Annotated in this window: 19 protein-coding genes and 1 pseudogene; 17 read left to right on the top strand and 3 right to left on the bottom strand. The window is 35.6% G+C overall.

The annotated features are described in order from the left end of the window. The first annotated feature begins 14 nt into the window (after window positions 1-14). Both galE and DT250_RS08395 read left to right on the top strand, forming a co-directional pair. Complete coding sequence (galE, locus tag DT250_RS08400) at window positions 15-1,007, top strand: UDP-glucose 4-epimerase GalE (protein ID WP_098130141.1); 993 nt, start codon at window positions 15-17, stop codon at window positions 1,005-1,007. A 216-nt stretch (window positions 1,008-1,223) separates the two neighbouring features. Next, window positions 1,224-1,495 (top strand): annotated as a pseudogene (locus DT250_RS08395) (hypothetical protein); the annotation flags it as partial. A gap of 198 nt (window positions 1,496-1,693) precedes the next feature. Here DT250_RS08395 and DT250_RS08390 read toward each other — a convergent pair. Both DT250_RS08390 and DT250_RS08385 read right to left on the bottom strand, forming a co-directional pair. Next, window positions 1,694-3,124 carry an oligosaccharide flippase family protein gene (locus tag DT250_RS08390; RefSeq protein ID WP_098130142.1) on the bottom strand — a complete coding sequence of 477 codons (1,431 nt, stop codon included), beginning with the start codon at window positions 3,122-3,124 and terminating at the stop codon, window positions 1,694-1,696. 39 nt (window positions 3,125-3,163) lie between these two features. Further along, a complete protein-coding gene (locus DT250_RS08385; RefSeq protein WP_149212913.1) occupies window positions 3,164-4,144 on the bottom strand; it encodes a glycosyltransferase family 2 protein in 981 nt (326 codons plus the stop codon). A gap of 384 nt (window positions 4,145-4,528) precedes the next feature. On the opposite strand from DT250_RS08385, the gene DT250_RS08380 reads away from it, so the two are divergent. The 14 genes from DT250_RS08380 to DT250_RS08315 all read left to right on the top strand — a co-directional run bounded on the left by DT250_RS08380 (window position 4,529) and on the right by DT250_RS08315 (window position 20,517). Next, a complete protein-coding gene (locus tag DT250_RS08380) occupies window positions 4,529-6,475 on the top strand; it encodes a BglG family transcription antiterminator (RefSeq protein WP_149212912.1) in 1,947 nt (648 codons plus the stop codon). 144 nt (window positions 6,476-6,619) lie between these two features. Beyond that, window positions 6,620-8,572, top strand: a complete 1,953-nt coding sequence (locus DT250_RS08375; RefSeq protein ID WP_149212911.1) for a PTS fructose transporter subunit IIABC — start codon at window positions 6,620-6,622, stop codon at window positions 8,570-8,572. A gap of 17 nt (window positions 8,573-8,589) precedes the next feature. Next, window positions 8,590-9,534: a mannose-6-phosphate isomerase, class I gene (manA, locus tag DT250_RS08370; RefSeq protein WP_149212910.1), complete on the top strand. Its 945-nt coding sequence runs from the start codon at window positions 8,590-8,592 to the stop codon at window positions 9,532-9,534. A gap of 122 nt (window positions 9,535-9,656) precedes the next feature. Then, window positions 9,657-10,328 (top strand): response regulator transcription factor, encoded by a 672-nt coding sequence (locus DT250_RS08365; protein ID WP_000699565.1) that lies wholly within the window; start codon window positions 9,657-9,659, stop codon window positions 10,326-10,328. A gap of 11 nt (window positions 10,329-10,339) precedes the next feature. After that, window positions 10,340-11,770, top strand: coding sequence for a HAMP domain-containing sensor histidine kinase (locus DT250_RS08360; RefSeq protein WP_149212909.1), 1,431 nt, complete (start codon window positions 10,340-10,342; stop codon window positions 11,768-11,770). A 66-nt stretch (window positions 11,771-11,836) separates the two neighbouring features. Beyond that, window positions 11,837-12,619: a DUF3919 family protein gene (locus DT250_RS08355; protein WP_149212908.1), complete on the top strand. Its 783-nt coding sequence runs from the start codon at window positions 11,837-11,839 to the stop codon at window positions 12,617-12,619. After that, complete coding sequence (locus DT250_RS08350) at window positions 12,616-13,650, top strand: ABC transporter substrate-binding protein (protein ID WP_149212907.1); 1,035 nt, start codon at window positions 12,616-12,618, stop codon at window positions 13,648-13,650. The genes DT250_RS08355 and DT250_RS08350 overlap by 4 nt, the downstream gene beginning before the upstream one ends. 19 nt (window positions 13,651-13,669) lie before the next feature. Further along, window positions 13,670-15,004, top strand: a complete 1,335-nt coding sequence (gene pgtP, locus DT250_RS08345) for an MFS transporter (RefSeq protein ID WP_046955541.1) — start codon at window positions 13,670-13,672, stop codon at window positions 15,002-15,004. A gap of 239 nt (window positions 15,005-15,243) precedes the next feature. Beyond that, window positions 15,244-16,437, top strand: a complete 1,194-nt coding sequence (locus tag DT250_RS08340; protein WP_098857492.1) for an efflux RND transporter periplasmic adaptor subunit — start codon at window positions 15,244-15,246, stop codon at window positions 16,435-16,437. Beyond that, window positions 16,434-17,114, top strand: a complete 681-nt coding sequence (locus DT250_RS08335) for an ABC transporter ATP-binding protein (RefSeq protein WP_000631628.1) — start codon at window positions 16,434-16,436, stop codon at window positions 17,112-17,114. The genes DT250_RS08340 and DT250_RS08335 overlap by 4 nt, the downstream gene beginning before the upstream one ends. Then, window positions 17,111-18,313, top strand: coding sequence for an ABC transporter permease (locus tag DT250_RS08330; protein WP_149212906.1), 1,203 nt, complete (start codon window positions 17,111-17,113; stop codon window positions 18,311-18,313). The genes DT250_RS08335 and DT250_RS08330 overlap by 4 nt, the downstream gene beginning before the upstream one ends. Before the next feature lie 119 nt (window positions 18,314-18,432). Then, window positions 18,433-19,131, top strand: a complete 699-nt coding sequence (gene yknW, locus DT250_RS08325; RefSeq protein ID WP_149212905.1) for a YknW family membrane protein — start codon at window positions 18,433-18,435, stop codon at window positions 19,129-19,131. Window positions 19,132-19,147: 16 nt separating this feature from the next. Next, window positions 19,148-19,828, top strand: a complete 681-nt coding sequence (yknW, locus tag DT250_RS08320) for a YknW family membrane protein (protein ID WP_149212904.1) — start codon at window positions 19,148-19,150, stop codon at window positions 19,826-19,828. Window positions 19,829-20,046: 218 nt separating this feature from the next. Further along, window positions 20,047-20,517, top strand: a complete 471-nt coding sequence (locus tag DT250_RS08315; protein WP_149212903.1) for a sigma-70 family RNA polymerase sigma factor — start codon at window positions 20,047-20,049, stop codon at window positions 20,515-20,517. A gap of 55 nt (window positions 20,518-20,572) precedes the next feature. Here DT250_RS08315 and DT250_RS08310 read toward each other — a convergent pair whose 3' ends face one another. Next, window positions 20,573-21,079, bottom strand: coding sequence for a competence protein ComK (locus DT250_RS08310; RefSeq protein ID WP_048566685.1), 507 nt, complete (start codon window positions 21,077-21,079; stop codon window positions 20,573-20,575). A 194-nt stretch (window positions 21,080-21,273) separates the two neighbouring features. On the opposite strand from DT250_RS08310, the gene DT250_RS08305 reads away from it, so the two are divergent. Next, complete coding sequence (locus DT250_RS08305) at window positions 21,274-21,672, top strand: DUF4359 domain-containing protein (RefSeq protein ID WP_000731403.1); 399 nt, start codon at window positions 21,274-21,276, stop codon at window positions 21,670-21,672. The last annotated feature ends 17 nt before the right edge of the window (window positions 21,673-21,689 follow it).

Raw genomic sequence — 21,689 nt, 5'->3', positions numbered from 1 at the left:
AGTAGGTATATGCAATGCATTCGATTCTAATCTGCGGCGGAGCTGGTTATATCGGTTCTCATGCTGTGAAAAAATTAGTAGACGAAGGTTTATCTGTAGTAGTAGTAGATAACTTACAAACGGGTCATAAAGATGCGATTACAGAAGGTGCGAAGTTTTATAATGGTGACCTTCGTGATAAAGCATTTTTAAGAGATGTTTTTAAACAAGAAAATATTGAGGCGGTTATGCATTTCGCAGCTGATTCTTTAGTTGGAGTTAGTATGGAGAAGCCTCTTCAATATTATAATAACAATGTGTATGGTGCACTTTGCTTATTAGAGGTAATGGATGAGTTTAAGGTAGATAAGTTTATTTTCTCTTCTACTGCGGCAACGTATGGTGAGGTAGATGTGGACCTTATTACTGAGGAAACGATGACAAATCCAACGAATACGTATGGAGAAACGAAGTTAGCAATTGAGAAGATGCTTCATTGGTATAGCCAAGCTTCTAATTTACGTTATAAGATCTTCAGATACTTTAACGTGGCTGGTGCAACTCCAAATGGTATTATCGGGGAAGATCACCGTCCAGAGACTCATTTAATTCCTCTTGTGCTGCAAGTAGCGTTAGGTCAACGTGAGAAGATTATGATGTTTGGTGATGACTATAATACACCAGATGGTACTTGTATCCGTGATTATATTCATGTTGAAGATTTAGTGGCAGCTCACTTCTTAGGGCTTAAAGACCTACAGAACGGCGGAGAAAGTGATTTCTATAACTTAGGAAATGGTAATGGTTTCAGTGTGAAAGAAATCGTTGATGCAGTTCGTGAAGTTACAAATCATGAAATCCCTGCTGAGGTGGCGCCACGTCGTGCAGGAGATCCAGCACGTTTAGTTGCTTCTTCTCAGAAAGCAAAAGAGAAGTTAGGATGGGATCCTAAGTATGTAAATGTGAAAACAATCATTGAGCATGCTTGGAATTGGCACCAAAAGCAACCTAATGGGTATGAGAAATAGTTATTTAAAACTTTAATATAAGAAATTAATTTTCAAATTAAAAAGGTATGTTTTTATAGCATACCTTTTTAATTTGAAAATGAGGATAATCATATGAATGTGTAATAAGGTTATTGTCACATTAAAAAGGTATGTTTTTATAGCATACCTTTTTAATTTGAAAATGAGGATAATCATATGAATGGGGAATAAGGATTTAGTCACTGATTATTATATATAGAATTTAAAGAACAGCCAGAAAACATGAAGTCAGATAAGAAGAAAATTGAGGGCAGCTTTTATAAAAATCTAGAGTTCGGTACAGATCGTATGCGTGGTAAACTTGATGTATAAGGAATCATAACATATGTGTTTGAATGCTTAGAGCCAAAGCAAGTGCTTTCTGTCACTGTTTAAGTAGAATCGTTCTTATGAAAAGACATAACACGACTGAATGTAACGGTTATAAAGTATATGGTGAAGATGGTGGGCAATTACCTCCAAAAGAAGTAGCAGGTAATCCGTGGTTTAACGTGATGTTTTGAAATATCATAGAAAGATAATTATTGAAGCTTTTATACGTTGAAAAGAATGGCGGCCTCAAAAATATATGCATATTAAGACTGAATAATAAAATTTCAGGTAACTTATATAAATTACCTGAAATTTAAAAGATGAAGTATTGGATATTGAAAATGTATTAAAAACTAATAATAGTGTTTCTCTGTCTTTCGTAACTTGTTATTTAAAAAACTAAAAATTAAGTTGCGTGTTTGAGGATCAATCGTAATAACTATGATACCATATAGAAGGCCAGTAAGCGTTAAAGCAATTAACGGAGGGAAGCCAATTAAGACATTTTGATATATGAGACAACTAATCATAAATGACAAAATGTTGAATATAACACCTTTAAATAATAATTGAAGTCCTTTAGATATAAAAATGGTAAATCCAATTAATAGACATAATTCTGTTATAATTGCAGCCACTGCTGCTCCGATCATTCCAAATTGTTTACCTAATACAATATAACTAATTATAGCAACTATTAGTCCGATAGACATCGTTATTGTTCGTTTCCATTGCTGGCCAATTGTTGTTAAATTATCAGCAAGTGGATAATTTATCGATTGAAAAATAACCATAAATGCTAATATCGCAAGGACATCGCCTGCGGGTGCGTATTTTTCACCTAATAAACTAATTATCCAAAAGTTAGGATTGATAATAAAGGGAATAGAAATACCAATCCCCAAAAATGACATAAGCTTTAGCTCGAAATAGGATAATTCTCGATGTTCTTTAATATTGTTTTCATTTCCAAAAGCAAACAATCTAGGATAGAAAGCCGCTGCAATTACACCAGGTATTTGATATAGAACCATAGGTATTTTGGAAGCTGCTCCAAAATAGGCAATATTATCATATGAAGTAACCTTTTCTAATATAATTGGACCTAATGAAGGTAATAGCATAATTATAATACCATTTATTGTGAACACTAGTAGCTGATTTAAAATCCGATTATCCCATCCCTTATAAAAGGTTGTATAGCGATTAACAATAATTAAAGTTATACAGCCAGTTATAAAACTCGCTCCTCCATACATTGCCGCTACTATTGTAAGGGACCATTGTAAGTACATTCCTAATAAAAGAGAAACAGCAGAAGAAAGACCTTGTATAACTGAAATGGTAGCAGTAAATTGCATGCGCTCAGTTGCTTGAAAGTATGCCATACCTACACCTTGAAATGTAGCTCCAAACATTGTTGGTAGGACAACTAAATAGACGATAGTACGTAAGTAAGCATCTTCATAAAATAATTGAGCAAATATAATAAACAAAATAGAAACAATAAAAGCTAGAGTTAGGCGAATTCGTAGATAGCTGCTTAGAAGTTTACTAATATTCGAATTTTGTCTCGTACCTTCACGCATAAAGGTGTGTGTAAGACCAGCATCTGTGAAATAGCAAATAACAGATGAAACAGCTAATGCAATAGTGAAAATTCCATATTCTGATGGTGAAACATATCGAGCGAAAAGGATAGTAGCTATTGCAACCGCAAAACGAACGATAATATTACCTATAAATAAGTAAGATGCATTCTTTAGGATTTTATTTTTTTTCATGGGAGCACCCTTCTATTGGGAGGAAATAAATTATGAAATTCATAAAAATAATATTTTGAATCGTAAAAGCCATAATTTTGTATATAATTTTAGAGATTTCCTACCATTTTTGAGATAAATTTTTTGACAATATTTTTTTAAATCACTTTTTATTATTTTCACCAAGTCTTTTTTTAATTGGTCGTTATAATTCATAAACATATATGAACTATTAATTATTGTAGACGGAAATAAATAGGTATCAATAATTTGAATAAGTGATTTAGGATTCTTTTCGATTAAGTATACAGAGTTTATCTGTAGCCATTCCTTAATCCTTCGATATACTTCTAATTCTGTGGTAGTTAGTAATTTGTAGTCTTGGTATTTAGAAGTAAGATTACCATTTTGTAAAATTCGATAATAAGTTAAATATTCATCCACATAGCATACTTCAGTAACGCTGATAAGTTTAAATAAAAACTCTAAATCTTCGCCCCAGTTACAGTTAGGAGTAAAATGAATATCATAATCTTTAACAACTGATTTTTTAAAAACCCAGGTGCTGGTTTGAGCTATAATATTTCGAGTTAAATAGTCCGATGCTATATTACCTTTTATAAATTTTGTTTTTACTTTGCTTTTTTCAGGGGTTGTCTCAAAGAAATTCATATATCCACAATAGCAAGCATCCATTTTATTGAAATGCATGCTTTGAATTTGTTTTTCTAGTTTAGTTGGATGCCATAAGTCATCACTATCTAAAAAAGCAATATACTGTCCATTTGCGTTTTCTATTCCTGTATTTCTGGCAACAGAAACTCCTTGATTTTTTTGTTTAACATATTGTATTTTTTTAGGAGATGTTTCTTTAAGCTGTTTAACAATAGAAGAAGATTGATCTGTACTTTCGTCATCGACAATGACGATTTCAATGTGTTGATATGTTTGATTTAATATAGATTTTATAGTTTCTTCAATATATTTCTCTGCATTATACATAGGTATAATAACGGAGACAAGTTGTTCCTTTTCCATTATAAAATGATACCCCCTTGAGTATTTTGATTTATTTTTTATAGAAGGAAGGGGTAATAAGTGTATTACTTTCCTTAATGATGTTGTGCCCTTATATCACGTGATTATGTGTTAATCAATGTCTCAAAAGTATCAATAAATTATATAAAAACTATAGGAAGAGAAGGCAATTAAAACACCTGTATAATTTTAACCTATCTAAAGTTTGTAAATCAACTTTTTATTTATTCTAAGGTAAAGCGGTTATGTAGTGAAGATACTTGGTTACATCGAATAAGTGATAAAACAATAAAATCCCCTAATTCAGAAATTCACTAATGTGTTATGATAAATGCACTAAGTTAGCAACATATTGGGTACAAAGGATAGAAGAAACAGGTGAAGCAGATGAATAAAAGACAACAGGAAATTTTACAAGTTTTATTATCTGAGTCTAATGAGTATTTGTTAGTGCAGGAGCTTGCTGATAGGATAGGATGTTCGGAGAAGACGATTCGTAATGATTTTAAGGTGATTGAGGAATATTTAGAGAAGTATTCAGATGCACTTCTTATTCGGAAACCAGGTTTAGGTGTCTGTTTAGAAATTAAGGATTATGATAGGACGAGTTTGTTTAATAAATTGTATTCTGTAAAACAGAATGTAAGCTATGCATCAGACGAGGAGAGAGTGTTGCAAATAGCGTATAGTTTGTTGATGAATGTTAAGCCAGTTACAGTGCAGGAGCTTGCTGAGCAGTATTTCGTAAATAGAGCTACGGTTAAGAGAGATTTAGATAGAATTGAAAAATGGCTTGAGGAACTGGGATTAGAGTTAATTTTAAAGCAGAGAGTAGGCTTAACGGTAGAAGGCGATGAGAGAAATAAGAGGAAAGCATTAGCTAAACTATCAGATTTAATTCATAATCGGGAATTAATGAATCAATTTATTAAAGAGCAGTTTTTGTATCATGAAATTGAATTTGTAAAGACTGAATTGAAAGCGTTACAAAAAAGATACGCTATATTCTTTACAGATGATACGTTAGAAAATCTTTTATTACATACGTTAATCATGGTGCGGAGGATGAAGTTAAAACAACCAATTTCAATGTCTACAGATGATTTAAACATTGTGCGAGAGACGAAAGAGTATGGGTGGACATTAGACTTTTTAACAAGGTTAGAGTTTGTATTTACTGTTCATTTTACTGAAGAAGAGATAGCTTATTTAGCCATTCATATTTTAGGTGGGAAATTTCGCTATCAAGATGAATGGGAAAAAAGTAAGCTAAATGTGAGTAGCCCCGTGCTTTCACAAGTTGTATCGCATTTAATAGATCGTATGTCTAAATTGAATGAAATCGATTTCGATAAGGATACATTTTTAGTAGAGGGATTACAGATGCATTTGTACACGACATTAAATCGTTTGCAATATAATCTTTCTGTCTCGAATCCGATGCTTCATGAAATTAAGCGCATGTATCCGTATATGTTTGATATGTTAATTCATGAGCTGGATGATATTAATACATCATTAAGTTTACAAATCCCTGAGGAAGAAGCGGCCTATCTTACTTTGCATTTTCAGGCGGCAATGGAGCGTTTGAATGATAAAAAGGTATCAAAAAATGTGATTATTGTTTGTCATATGGGGATAGGGATGTCGCAATTATTACGGACAAAAATTGAAAGGAAATTCCGGCATGTCCATGTGATGGATTGTATCGCAAAGTCCGATTTGGAAGAATACTTAATGAAAAATAAAAAGGTAGAGCTTATTATTTCTACGATAGATCTTCCACAGTTAAAGATTCCTCATTGTGTTGTATCTCCTTTATTAGAGCGGAGTGAAGAAAGTAAGTTAGAGGATTTTATGAAGAAATTAGATGAACTACCGTCTAACGAAAATAAGGACTTTGTTTTATTGAATTATACAAATCCTTTTTTAGTTTTTTTACAACAGGAAGTAGAGCATCGTTACGAATTAATTGAAAGATTAGCGAGATCTCTTTATGAAAAGGGATATGTAGAGAAAGGATATATTGAAAGTGCGATTGCTAGAGATAGAATGTCAGCAACGACAATTGGTGCAGGAGTCGCCATTCCGCACGGAAATCCTAAGTTAGTTCAACAATCCGCAATTGCAGTGGCTACGCTGAAGGAGCCGCTAGACTGGGGAGTAGAGAAAGTATCGCTTGTATTTATGTTAGCAGTTAAAAGTGATGGTAAGGAAGTTACGAAACAGTTATTTCATGAGTTATCTTTTATAAGTGAACAACCTGTTTTTGTTCAGAAGCTTATAAAGGAAAAGAATATAATGAAGTTTTTATCTTATTTAAGATATGAATAGGTAAGGCGAGAAGCCTTACTTTTTTATTTGCTTCGGTAAAATAATGTTTTTTCCGGAGGTTACGGTAAAAAAGAAAACTTTTATGAATCAAATATTGATATATAGTATTTGTAGGCGCTTACATAAGGGTTGAGGAGGGTTAAAATGAAAGTACTAGCGATTACATCGTGTCCAAATGGGATTGCCCATACGTATATGGCTGCAGAAAACTTGCAAAAAGCAGCGGATAAATTAGGAATTCAAATGAAAGTTGAAACACAAGGTGGTATAGGTGTTGAAAATGAACTTACTGAGCAAGAAATTCGTGAAGCGGATGGCATCATTATAGCTGCAGATCGTGCTGTAAATAAAGATAGATTCATAGGTAAAAAGTTACTAGTTGTAGGAGTTAAAGATGGCATTCGTAAACCAGAGGAGCTCATTCAAAAAGTAGTAGAGGGTAATGTTCCTGTTTATCATTCAGATGTGAAAGAGGCAAGGGATGACTCGCAAGGAAAAAAACAAAATCCTATATACCGTCATTTAATGAATGGTGTATCATTCATGGTCCCTTTCATTGTTGTAGGAGGGTTATTAATCGCAATTGCTTTGACACTTGGTGGTGAGAAAACCCCTGGTGGTTTAGTAATACCGGAAGGTTCTTTTTGGAAAACAATTGAGCAAATAGGTGGAGCTTCATTTGCATTTATGGTTCCAATTCTAGCTGGTTATATTGCATATAGTATAGCTGATAAACCTGGACTTGTTCCTGGTATGATCGGAGGATATATTGCAGCAACGGGAAGTTTTTATGGTAGTGAGAGTGGGGCAGGCTTTCTAGGTGGAATCATTGCAGGTTTCCTAGCTGGTTATGTAGCTTTAGGAATTAAAAAGTTAAAAGTACCAAAAGCGATTCAACCAATTATGCCGATTATTATTATCCCGGTATTTACATCACTTATTGTTGGTTTAGCATTTGTATTTATTATCGGTGCTCCTGTAGCACAAGTATTTGAATCATTAACGGCTTGGTTAGCCGGTATGCAAGGTTCAAGTTCAATTCTTTTAGCGTTAATCTTAGGTGCAATGATTTCATTCGATATGGGTGGTCCAGTAAATAAGGTGGCATTCTTATTTGGTTCTGCAATGATTGGAGAAGGAAATTATGAAATTATGGGACCGATTGCAGCAGCAATTTGTATTCCACCGATCGGGATGGGACTTGCTACATTTATAGGAAAGAAAAAATTCCAAGGGTCTGAAAAGGAAATGGGGAAAGCCTCATTTACGATGGGCTTATTCGGTATTACAGAAGGAGCTATTCCTTTTGCAGCACAGGATCCATTACGTGTCATTCCAAGTATTATGGCTGGTTCTATGACAGGTGCAGTTATTGCAATGATTGGTAACGTAGGAGATAGAGTAGCACATGGTGGACCGATTGTTGCGGTACTAGGAGCGGTAGATAACGTATTTATGTTCTTTGTTGCTATTATTGTAGGTTCTCTTGTTACAGCAGTGATCGTGAATGTATTAAAGAAAGATATTTCAAAAGTTGAAGAAGTACAGGAATTAAAAGAAATGAAAGAAGTGTCAGCAACAAAGGAAGTAACGGAAGTTCAAGAGCTAGTGATAGAAAAGAAAGCTGAAAAGGTTGAAATTCAGAAATTAACAGATATAACGAGTCTGGAGCTAATTGATGTTAATTTAGCAGGGGAGACACGTGACGATATTATTGATGAAATGATTGGGAAATTAAATGCTGTAGGTGCTTTACATTCTGATTCTGAGTTTAAGCAAGCAATTATGAGTCGCGAAGCAGAGAGTAGTACAGGCATTGGAATGAATATTGCGATTCCTCATGGGAAGTCGGATGCAGTAAAAAAACCGAGTGTTGTATTTGGAATTAAACAATCAGGGGTAGATTGGAAGAGTTTAGATGGAACGGATGCAAAGTTAATCTTTATGATTGCAGTTCCGAAAGAGAGCGAAGGAAATGAGCACCTGAAGATTCTTCAAATGCTTTCAAGAAAACTTATGGATGATAGTTATAGAGAGAGATTAATATCTGTCCAAACGAAAGAAGAAGCACATAAGTTATTAGATGACATCGTATAAAATGGAGGATTTTAATCATGACAGAACCGTTATTTTTTGCACCCATTTTTAAAGAAAGAATTTGGGGTGGTACGAAATTAACTTCTTTCGGATATGAAATACCATCAGAACAAACGGGAGAATGTTGGGCCTTTGCTGCACATCAAAATGGACAAAGTGTAGTTAAAAATGGAAAGTATAAAGGTTTGTCTTTAGGACAATTGTGGAATAATCATCGAGAATTATTTGGGGATATTGAAGGGGATCGCTTCCCTCTTCTTACAAAAATTTTAGATGCAAATCGCGACTTATCTGTTCAAGTTCATCCGAATGATGAATATGCACGTATAAATGAAGATGGTGAGCTAGGAAAGACTGAATGCTGGTATGTCATTGATTGTAAAGAAGGTGCTGAGATTATTTATGGGCATCATGCAAAGACAAAGGATGAACTAGTAAATCTGGTTGAACAAGAAGAATGGGGCAAGTTATTACAACGTGTAAAAGTGAAGCCAGGTGACTTTTTCTTTGTTCCAAGTGGCACAGTGCATGCGATTGGTGAAGGTATTTTAATATTAGAAACGCAACAAAACTCTGATACTACTTATCGATTATATGATTATAATAGAAGAGATTCAGAGGGGAAACTGCGTGAACTCCATCTGGAGAAAAGTATGGAAGTAATAGAGACACCATTTGTTTCAAAGCAACAATCTGTTCAATATGAAAAAATAGAAGATTTATATGTAAGAAAATTTATTGAATGTCCTTATTTTTCAGTAGAAAAGTGGGAATTAGATGGAGTGGTTAACTTAACGCAAAAAAATCCATTTCTTCTTTTAAGTGTAATAGATGGAGAAGGCGAGCTAATACACGGTACTGAAAGGTATCAATTGGAGCAAGGAGATCATCTCATATTACCAAGCGATTTTGGGGAATATAGAGTGGTAGGACGTGCTGAATTTATTATTGCGAGCGTATAAGAGATAAAAGATAACAGGAGAGAGTATCGTCGACAAAATATGTTCGACAATACCCTCTCTTTTTTTGTATGATTTTTGCTATACTAAACTGTACTATAATACGGGATGGAAGGAGGAGAATAATGAAAATACTTGTAGTTGATGATGAATCGAGTATTCGTAATTTGATTCGGATGCAGTTGGAGATGGAAGGGTATGAAGTGCTCACGGCGGCTGATGGAAGAGAAGCTTTAGAGAAATGGAATGAAGGACCGGATGTATTAATTTTGGATGTTATGCTTCCAGATACAGATGGGTACGAGTTGCTTCGTTTGTTTCGTGAGAAGAATAGGGATATTCCAGTACTCATGTTAACTGCGAAGAGTCAGATGAATGATAAATTGCTTGGCTTGCAGCTTGGTGCAGATGATTATGTGACGAAGCCATTTAATTATGCTGAGCTTATTCTTCGGATTAAGAATATGACGCGGCGTGTGAAGAAGGCAGAGGTAACGGTAAGTCATGAAGTAATTGGGGCAGGAGAGATAACGATTTGTCCTAAGGAAAGAAAGGTACATGTTAGTGGACAAGAAATTCAGTTAACGTACCGAGAGTTTAATTTATGTCAGTTGTTTGTTTCCAATCCGCAGCGTGTATTTATGAGAGATGAGTTACTTGAGAAAGTATGGGGGTTTGAGTATATCGGAAATACGAGAGCGGTTGATATTATGGTGCAAAGACTGCGGAAGAAGCTAGGGAATAGCGGGGAATATATTAAGACAATTTATGGCGTTGGCTATAAACTGGATTGTTAAGTGGTGATGGTATGTCTTTAAAAAGGAATATGGTGATTGGAATAGTGGGACTGTTAATCCCGATTTTTGTTCTTTTGTACGCAGTTGTTTATATTACGTTAGAAAAGAATATGTATCATAACGCGGCAAATTCTTTAGAGAAGTTAAGTGTAGAAGCACAAATTTATACGATGAATTATTTAGAGAAGGAAGCAGAGGTAGAGACGCTCGGTCCGAATTCACTTTTAATTGCTTCGTATTTAGCAAAGCGCATGGATGTCCGTGTACAGATGATTGGAAAGAATGGAGATGTTGTTGCGGATACGCAAAAAGGAGCGCTTCTTCATCGGAATATTGATATTGCGAGTTCTTTGAAGGGGAAGAAGTCTTATGTTTTTGAAGAGGGAGACCCAGCTCCAATTCTTTTGTTTTCAAGCCCAGTTTATTATGGAAACGATGTCATCGGAAGTGTTCGTTTTATAAATGAGTTAACGGGTGAGAAGGAAGTTTTAACAAATGTTGGCTGGACGTTCTTAATGACGTCTTTTTGTCTCGTAGCTGCAGGTATTTTCTTTGCAATTCGTTTGGCAAAGTCTCTTCATAAGCCGATTGATCGGTTAAGACAAATGGCAAAGCGGCTTGCGAATGGTGATTATAAAAGCAAGATTGAGCTAAATGAATATGTGGAAATTGCTCAGCTTTCAGCATCTTTTAATGCGATGGCCGATGGAATTGAGCTGCATATTAAGCAATTGAAAGAGGAGAAAGAGAAGCAGAAAGATTTCTTAGACCGCATTACGCATGAACTAAAAACGCCGTTAACGGCGATTATTGGCTATGTGGATTTAATTCCGAAGTTAAAGGCGAAGGAAGATGTAAAAGAGAGCCTGCGATATGTGGCTGTAGAGAGTGAGCGTTTATTATCACTTGTAGAGGAATTGCTTAAGTCTTCAAAGTACGGGAAGAGTACGTTTGAAGTGTCACCTACAGTTGTGAATGTAAAGGAATTAGCCGAAGAAGCAGTTTCAATTGTGAAACCGCGTCTGCAGAAATTTGAGATTGAAGTGATAAATGAGTTAACAGATGTACATGTTGTTGCGGATTTCGATAAGACGAAACAGATTTTCTTAAACGTGCTGGATAATGCGATAAAATATAGCGATGCTACGCAAATTCGTATGAATGTAATTGTAAATGAACATGAGGCAAAGGTTTTTGTTCATGATGATGGCATTGGTATAGATGAAGGTGTGCTTGCAGAGTGGAATGAAGCACCAGAAGGGAAGGTACTGCCTTCTAGTTACGGGAATGGTTACGGTTTGTATATTTGTCAGGAGATTATGAATAAGCAGGGCGGAAGTATGCGAATTGAGAGTAGTGAAGAGATTGGTACTACAATATTTATTACATTTTTGCTTCCGAGACGGATGGAAGACATAAAAAACTTGAAAGCGGTTAAATGATACATTTATGAAACAATTATGCGGTATTTTCGAAACAACGTTTTTTTATCTTGGAGGTAGGCAGAAATGAAAAGGCTATCATTTCAAATTCTTATGTTTGTTCTTTGTATAATTGTTTCTCTTATTTTGTTTTATGTGATGGAGAAGCAAATATACAATCGAATCACAATAGTGAATGACAAACAAATTGTTTTACAAAGAGTGAATGAATCCCTGCCTATCGAAATGAAAGTTAGGCATGAAAAGTGGGGAGAAATTGTTATAACGGATGAAGTTCGTTTGCATACGATTGTTTCATTCTTTGACCGAATTCAAATAGAACCGAGAGAAGCTAAGAATCAAGAACAAGTATTTACTGGAGAAGTAACGTACTTGAATGGACATAAACGTACTTTTGCAGTAGGTGACTTGTTCCAGTACGGGGCTGATGTGTACGGAAAGAATGGTACGGACCCAATGATTTCAGCATTTCAAACGTATTTGTTAAGCCTGTATTACACACCAGAACGTATTAGTGATTTTTTTGCGTCAGCGCAGGATGTCATAGTACGCCAAGGTGATGTAGAACGTGCGATGAATCTTACGCACATACTTGATTCGATTCGGTACGCAAAGCAAATTACAGATTACGGAGAAATACAGAAATTATTACAATCACAGAATGAACCGATTGCTTATATTACCGCTTATAAAACAGGGAAGCGTATAAAGAATGAGCGGGAAGACATTCTTACTATTTCTGTATATCCATCTTACTTTGTTGTGCAATATCTCGGCGATAATAACGGGAATGTTATGTATATGAAAAGCTCCCTCGCAAATTTATTTGTAAAGGAGAATGTGTCATGAGAAAGATAGCCTTTTTCTTCTTTTTGCTAGTAATTGGAGGAGCGATGTCTAGTTGCTCTCGAGATACAACCTCTATTAAATATAATAAAAATGGTCTCCCTATTTTGGATGATCGTCATCTTGTTGCGTATGTAGCAGCTCGTGAGGAAGTTGGTGAAGCTTTGCTGTCATCATTTTGTAAACCACGCGGCTGTACGTATGAATTTATTCGTCTTTCGACAGAAGAGCTTCTTCGGAGGGTAGAAGAGGAAGCTGGAAATCCGAAAGCGGATATTATTATTGGCGGTACGGTAGACGCGCATCAAATGATGAAGCAAAAAAATCTATCTATTCCTGTTACGAATCAGCATGCGAACCGTATTTCAAAAACTGTTAAAGATAAAGACGGTTATTGGTACGGTTATGAAGTGGAGAAGCTGGCAATTGCGATCAATAAAGAGCGGTGGAATGAAGAAATAGCACCGCTCGGACTTCCTTATCCATCAAGGTGGCAAGATTTATTAAATCCAGTATATAAGGGAAAGATTGTAATGCCAGATCCAAATGTCTCAGGAACAGCATATACGTTTTTTCAATCACTTATTGATACTTTAGGTGAAGTGGAAGCGAAGGAATATGTGAAGAACCTTGCAGGACAAGTTGGTGAAGTAACGGTGAATGGTTACATACCAGTGGAACTTGTTGCGAGCGGTGAGTATATGATAGGCATCAATTTCATGGGAGATCAGAGAATGCTTCAAAAACGAGGCTTTCCAATTGTAAGTATTGTACCTGAGCAAACAGGGTTATCTGTTAATGCGATTTCGAAACTAAAACGTGCACCGAATGGTATTATTGCGGATTTATTTATTGATTATTGTTTATCAGAAGAAGCGGGTCACATTTTAGAAAAAGTTTCGTTTGGCGTACCAACGATGTTTGCGAAGAACGAGAAAGAAATAGAAGGACAGCCGGTTAGAAGAACAAACCAAAATATATCAAATAGCGGAATAATCGAGATATGGAATAGACAGCGTCTCTCTCAGAAGTGAGAAAAGGAGACGGAAATATATGTTTAAATGGCTCAAGCCAGCACCTGCAATTGAAAGATTGCCAGCGGATATGATTGATCGAGTATACAAATTATTACGTATTCGTGTATTGATGGGAATTTCAGTTGGGTATGCTGCTTATTATTTAGTTCGTAGTAACTTTACGTTATCAAGTACGTATTTAGTACAAGAATATGGATTTAGTACAGCTGAAATTGGACTACTAGGTTCAATCATGGCAATTGTTTATGGATTTAGTAAGTTCTTTATGGGTAATTTGTCAGATAAAGCTTTCGCCCAGCGCTTTATCGCAGTCGGTTTATTCTTATCAGGGCTTGTAAATATTTGTTTCGGTTTTGCATCGTCATTTGGAATGATTGTTACACTACTTGTTCTAAATGGTATTGTACAAGGTATGGGAGCACCACCTTGTAGTATCGTTATGACGAAATGGTTCTCGAAGAAAGAACGCGGTACGAAAACAGGTATTTGGAATATTTCACATAACGTTGGCGGAATGCTCGTACCACCACTTGTCGGAATTGGTGTAGCTATTTTTGGTGAAAATCATTGGCAAGGCGGCGTGTTTATTTTCCCAGCGATTATCGCAATGGTAATCTCAGTTCTTGTTTGGATTAATGCGAAGGATACACCAGAATCAGAAGGTCTTCCTCCAATTGATGAATATCGTAATGACTATGAAAATCTTGAAAAAGCAGATAATGCTAACAAGATGTCACCAAAAGAAATTTTAATGAAATATGTAGTGAAAAATAAATTTGTATGGTTCTTATGTATTGCGAATGCATTTGTTTATTTAATTCGCTTCGGTGTTATTAACTGGGTTCCCCTTTATTTAACGACGGTTAAAGGTTTCTCAAAAAATGAAGCACACGCAGCGTACGCAATCTTTGAAGGTATGGCAATTCCAAGTTCATTAATCGTTGGTCTTTTAAGTGATAAATTATTTAAAGGAAAACGTATGCCATTATGTATCATTAGTATGGTCGGAGTTGTTATTGGTACGTTTGTATATTGGCAAGCAACTAGCATACTTGTTGTAAGTATTGCAGTTTCTATCATCGGTTGTTTAATTTATGTACCACAGTTCTTAATCGGTTTAAGTGCGATGGAATTAGTACCGAAATTTGCAGTAGGTACGACAGTTGGTATGTGTGGTCTGTTCGGTTATGTAGGCGGAAGTCTTGTAGCAAACGCAGCAATCGGTGTTATTGTTGATCGTTCTGGCTGGGACGGTTGCTTCATCTTACTATTAACAGGTGCAATTTTATCAACAATCTTCTTGTTCATCGTTCAACGTGGGCATGAGGGGAAAAAAACTAAAGTAGCGTAATATTTTGTTTGAAAAGCTATCCAATTATCATTTTGGATGGCTTTTCTTATATTAATATAATCTTTCCTTAAATCTATCTTAAAAGATAATATGTCATATTTCTAATCATTGGAATTTTTGTTACAATATAAATGGATGTGTAAAACTTTGTAAAAAGAATGTAATAATATGTAATTATTTTTCAGAAAGTTTTATACAATTTTTATATTAAACTATTAAGTTATAAAAGGAGAGAGAATATGGTACCAAATACGGTTCGTACTCCAAACAAGAAGAAGAAATGGATTATTATCGGGGTTATTGCACTAATTGTTATTGTAGCAGCAGTTAATATTTTTGTAATGCAAGGGAAGAAGAAGGGCGCAGCAACGACAGCTGATGCTGTGAGCTTTGAGAAGGTAACGGAGCGAAAGCTTAATAATACGAAGTTAATTTCTGGTCAGGTGAAACCAGGGAATATTGAAAGTTTCTATGCAGATCCGACTAAAGGAAAAGTGAAAGATATTGCAGTGAAAGAAGGACAAGAGGTAGAGAAAGGTACGAAGTTATTCTCTTATGATAATGAAGAGATTAACTTGCAAATGAAGCAAGCTGAGCTTGATCAGAAGATGGCAGATATGCGTTATGATCAAGGAAAGAAGAAAATTGATTCGTTGAAGAAAGAAATTAAGAAGGCAAAGGATAGCGGAGCTGGGAAAGAAGTAACAGATCCGATGGATGAGCAAGTAAGTGAGTTAGAGATGGCGCAAAAGACAACTGATCTTGAGAAAGAAAAAGGGAAGTTGCAGAAAGAAGAGTTAAGTAAAAAGCAGAAAGAGCTTACGATTTATAGTAATTTTACTGGTGTCGTTCAAAAGTTAGATAAAGATGCGGCGCAAAGTTCATCTCAAGCGTTAGGTGGTCAAGGGAAAGCATTTTTACAAGTGGCGTCTAAAGATCCATTTCAAGTTCAAGGGACGTTAACTGAGCTTCAGAAGTCACAAATTCAACCAGATCAAACATTTACTGTCACTGCGAAAGCAAATAGTAAGAAGAAGTGGACAGGTAAAATTACAGAGGTAAGTGAATTCCCAACGAGTGCAGAGATGGCTCAAGCTGGTGGTATGGGTGAAGCGACTCAAAATATGTCCCAATATACATATAAAGCAAGTCTTGATAGTCAAGATGGTTTATCTCCAGGTTATCACGTTTCTCTGCAAGTAAGTTTAGAGAATAAGACGATGATTGCAGTTCCGACTAAGAGTATTGTAGAAAAAGATGGTGATGCATTTGTTTATGTTGAGGATAAAGGAAAGCTTCGTAAACAAAATGTGAAAAAAGGTTCTACTGATGGAGATTGGACAGAGATTGTTGAAGGCGCAAAAGTGGGGCAAAAGGTGGTTAAAAATCCTTCCGACGACGTGTATGACGGAATGGAAGTGAAAGAGAAATGATTACGTTAAATAATATTGCTAAAACGTATTATCAAGGAAAATTGGCAGTGCCGATTTTGCACGGTATTAGTTTAACGATTCAAAGCGGTGAGTTCGTTTCGATTATGGGACCGTCTGGTTCTGGTAAATCAACGCTTATGAATATTATCGGTTGTTTAGATCGTCCAACAGAAGGCGAATATATGCTGAATGATGTGAATATCTTAACAGCAGACGAGTCAAAGCTTGCTTTAATTCGTAATGAATATATTGGATTTGTGTTCCAGCACTTTAATTTGCTTCCACGTCTTTCAGCAGTAGAAAATGTTGAACTTCCGCTCGTATACGGTGGTGTGAAGAAAGCAGAGCGTCGTCAAAGGGCTCTAGAAGCGCTTGGTAAAGTCGGTTTATCAGATAGAGTTCACCATTTGCCGAATGAATTATCAGGTGGACAGAAGCAGCGTGTAGCGATTGCAAGGTCGATTGCGAATAATCCAACGTTCATTATGGCCGATGAGCCAACTGGTGCGCTTGATACGAAGTCTGGTGAGCAAGTTATGGATATTTTCACGAAGCTTAATGCAGAAGGTACAACGATTGTTATGGTTACACATGAAGAGGAAGTAGCAGCGTATTCTTCCCGCCGCATTGTACTGCGAGACGGGAAAATTACAGAAGATAGAAGGTGTGCGGTATGAGTTTACTAGATAGTATAAAAATTGCCCTATCTTCTATTTTAGCTCATAAACTGCGTTCAGCGCTTACGATGCTCGGTATTATTATCGGCGTTGGTTCTATTATTACTGTCGTTGCAATTGGGCAAGGCGGGGAAGCAATGCTGAAGTCGAAATTCGCAGGCTCTGGTGGTAATAACCTTATGCCAATTCAGTTTAAACCAGATATGAATGATGAGTTTGCTATAGGCGGATTTGAAATACCAAAGTTAACGGAAGAAGATATTATGGAAGTAAAACAAGTGAAAGATGTTTCACACGTTATTACGACAAATTCGACGACAGAGATACTGGATGTAAATGATAAAAAAGCAAATCTGAATGTTATTGGTCTTGATAATGAATATTTTGCGGTTAATAAAGTAAAGGTCGTAAAGGGACGTACTTTAAGTGAATCAGATATTTCTCATGCAAATAACGTTGTGATGATTAGTACAAAAACAGAAGAGACGTTATTTAAGGACGTAAACCCAGTGGGACAAATTATTGAGATGAAGGGGCAGCCAATGCAAATTATTGGTGTGTATACATCTGATAATGAGTTTATGGGATTTGAAATGGAAGAAGCGTTAATCCCCCTTACATTATGGCCTGTTTTATTCGGAACAGATGATATTCAAAATATCGCAATTCAAGCTAAAAATGTAGACGATTTAGAAGCAGCTGGGAAACAAGCTGTTGATGTATTAAATAGTCGTAAGCCAAGTGAGATTCCAGGTAAATATGAACTGGTGAATTTAAAAGAATTACAAGAAAATGTTTCTAAAGTCACTAGCATCATGACGATGATCATCGGCGGTATTGCTGGTATTTCACTAGTCGTTGGTGGTATTGGTGTTATGAACATTATGCTTGTATCTGTAACGGAGCGTACGCGCGAAATTGGGATACGTAAAGCGCTTGGGGCAACACGTAGTAAAATTTTATTACAATTTTTAATTGAAGCAGTCATGTTAACGCTTCTAGGTGGTTTAATCGGAATTGGTCTTGGATATGGCGGGGCATATATCGTTTCCACATTTGCAAAATGGCCACCACTCGTTTCGTGGGAGGTTGTTGTTGGAGGCGTACTGTTCTCTATGACACTTGGTATTATTTTCGGATTAATTCCAGCGAATAAAGCTGCGAAATTAGATCCAATTGAAGCATTACGTTATGAATAAGTTAGTAGTGTAGTAGAGAGGCTCTCTACTACACATACCGTTCTAGTGGGCGGTCGTAGCCTCTATGTGAGAAAAACCACCCATTAGAACGTGTTATATACATAGAAGGAGGCGTTATAATGGAAGCGAATTTGAATACGCAAAAAGCTGACGGAGAGAAGCCATCATTATTGGGGATGATTACATCTCCTAGTTTACAATTTGAGAGAATGAAGACGAGCGAGAAAGTTTGGGGTATGTTCTTCTTAATGGCGCTATTACAAGGGCTGTTAAGTGCTTTTACTACATACGTTACGAATACGTCCCCTGAGATGGTGAAAGTGAAAAAAGAACTAGGTGAATTTGCAGGACAGAGTTCACTGACATCCGATGTTATTTCCAGCATTGTGTCGGGTACTATAGGTGGTATGCTGGTAACATTCGTTGTTGCAGCTATTTATAAAGTGTTTATGATGTTCTATGGGAATGATACCTCTTATAAAAAATTAGTAACGATTATTGTATATACGAACATTGTTGTTATTATTGGTGGATTTATTAATGCTATTATAGCTTTAATTTTAGGTGTCGCACCAACTGCATATACAAGCTTAGGACCATTATTTGAGACAGGTTCAGTTGCTTATGGAATAGGGAGTTCAATTGAAATATTTTATTTATGGAATATCGTTTTAATTTGGTTAGGACTGCAAATTACAGCGGGAGTAAGTAAAGTGAAAGCAGCAATTCCAATTATCGTTTTATTCATCATTAAAGCGTTATTCTTAGCAGCGATTGTTATGTTAATTGCGGCATTTTTACCAAATATGCCAGTATAAATAAGGAGGCGTTATAATGGAAACGAATATTAATACGCAAGATGTAGGGTCGAAAAAGCCATCTTTATTAGGGATGATTACATCTCCAGGTGAACAGTTTGAGAGAATGAAGACGAAAAGTCCGGTTTGGGTAGCTTTCCTCATATTTGTTCTAATTGGAACGGTTACGACAGCTGCGGTATTTTATTTATCAGTGGTTAATACCCCAGAAGTGGCAAAAGAAATGAATGGCCAAGATGGGCAGATGATAAAATGGTTTGCACTTGGTGGTGGAGCACTTTTTGGTTTATTTGGAACACCTATTGGCCTCTTTATTGCAGCAGGCTTCTATAAAGTGATTATGATGTTAATGGGAAATGATACTCCTTACATGAAGATATTATCTATTTACTTATACGCTAATCTTGTTTTCTACATTGGGAGCTTGTTAAATGTAGGATTAGGTTTGATTTTTGAAGGAAATGGAACGGATGCTTATACAAGTTTAGCTCCTTTATTTGAAAAAGGGACAGTTTTAAATGGCATTGCATCTTCAATTGAGATTTTTAATATTTGGAGTTTAATTTTAACAGGATTAGGGTTACATATTGTGGCTGGTTTAAGCAAGAAACAAGCCACAATTTTAATTGTAATTTTCTTTATTCTAACGATAGGACTAGGTTTTTTAAAAGGTTTAGGAAACAGTTTTGGCGCATAATATGATTTGATTAAAAGGTGACTCTCCCAAGAGTCACCTTTTTTATTTTTACCCTTATTTCAAATACGACCAGCAGAATTTGAAATTCTACTTCGTGTAATTTCAAATTTCGGCGGTAGTATTTGAAATTACTCACAGTGAAATCGCTTCTTTATTTTTATATTGTGGAGGTACCGGCGGAATAACAAAGAGGTATACCTTTTAGAAGTGGGTACTGTGTGAAACCAGCAACTTTTACAGAGACAGTTGTGTTGTATGAAGGTATGATTGTAAATCAAATAAAGAAGTTAGGTATTTATCAAGATCATGAAGAGTATTATCAATGTGGTTTAATTGGTCTTTGGCATGCATATGAAAGGTATGATGCGGAGAAAGGAAGTTTTCCTGCATATGCAGTTATAACTGTGCGTGGTTATATATTAGAAAGATTGAAGAAAGAGTTTGCAGTGCAAGAAAAGTGTGTATGTGTAGGAGAATATGAGGATATCTTCCATTTTGAAGATATTGAAATGAGAGCAAAGGATTTTATGAGTGTATTAGATGAGAAGGAGAAGTATATTATTTTCGAACGTTTTTTTACAGGGAAGACGATGGGGGAGATCGCTAACGAGATGGAAATGACCTATTATCAAGTGAGGTGGGTGTATCGTCAAGCACTTGAGAAAATGCGAAATAGTTTAAGAGAATAAATATGATTATAAGAATGGAAGGCAATGGATATTGCTTTCCATTCTACTTATTCTGTTAAGGTAGTAAATGTAATAAGAGGTTTTTAAATTGTAGTGAATCTTGCATGTTCATACGTGATAATACGTATCCAGCTTTTAATAATTGCTGTTTTAACTTATGGGGACTGATATGTATTGTTGTAGTAGTGCCATTTGAAAAATGAATGTTAGCTTTTTTACTCTTTTTGAAAAATTCTATGTCATGTATATGGTTATAAAATAACCATATACAGTTTGGAGAAGAAGGAGATTCTGTCGGGAAAGCACAAATATATTCTCGATGATTAATTGGAATTGGGACATTTTGTTTAAATTTAAAGTTTGTTTGGACTGCATTACGTCTACCTTGATAAGTAGAGTGAACATTGGTTAGACAAGATTGCTTGATGAGTTGGAGAGCAGTTTGACAGGAGTAAAGATGGTTCCCGCTACTGTCGATAATTTTGGTGCGATAATAAGGGTGCTTGTAAGGTTCCAGCATCATTGTAGAATTAGAAATAATAATATCATTTTCTTCATTCATAAATTTGATTCCTCCCTTATAAATGATAGTAATACCAAATATAATTATATACGAATTAAATGAATTAATTATTAATATTCTGTTTCATATTGTAAATTTTGACTATTCGTTTACAATCAATAGATGTTAGTCTTTCTAATTTGCATCGCTTGTACATATATATGAAAATAGAAAAGAGTAGGCGGTGAGATAGTATGAAGAAAAAGTATATTATTATGGCTCTAGTTGTCGTGCTTCTAGTATATTTAGCAAATAGTAATCCGAGTAAAGGTGAATATACGGATTGGGCAGCGAAGCAGTTTATGAAACGTAATGATGTAAGTAAGAAGCTAGACGAAGTTCAAAAGGAAAATGAAGAGGGTCTTCTTGGCGATTTAGCATCGGCTGGTAAGAAGTTGGCGAAAAAATATGTTGAGCCACAAGTTGGATTATTAATCGAGAATTATACAAAGCGAAATGATTATATTTTCTTCTCAACATATACGACCGAGTTTGATATAGGCGGAGAACACTATAAATATGTATGCGTCGGTTTTTCAAAAATCTTTATTCCGATTGAAATGCCGAAGAAAAAAGACGAATCTGCAAAATGATGCAGATTCGTCTTTTT

This window comes from Bacillus sp. AR2-1, from assembly GCF_008368755.1.
Taxonomy (GTDB): Bacteria; Bacillota; Bacilli; order Bacillales; family Bacillaceae_G; genus Bacillus_A; species Bacillus_A wiedmannii.
The sequence above is the reverse complement of the archived record's forward strand: the minus strand, read 5'-3'. Positions and strand labels throughout refer to the sequence as shown.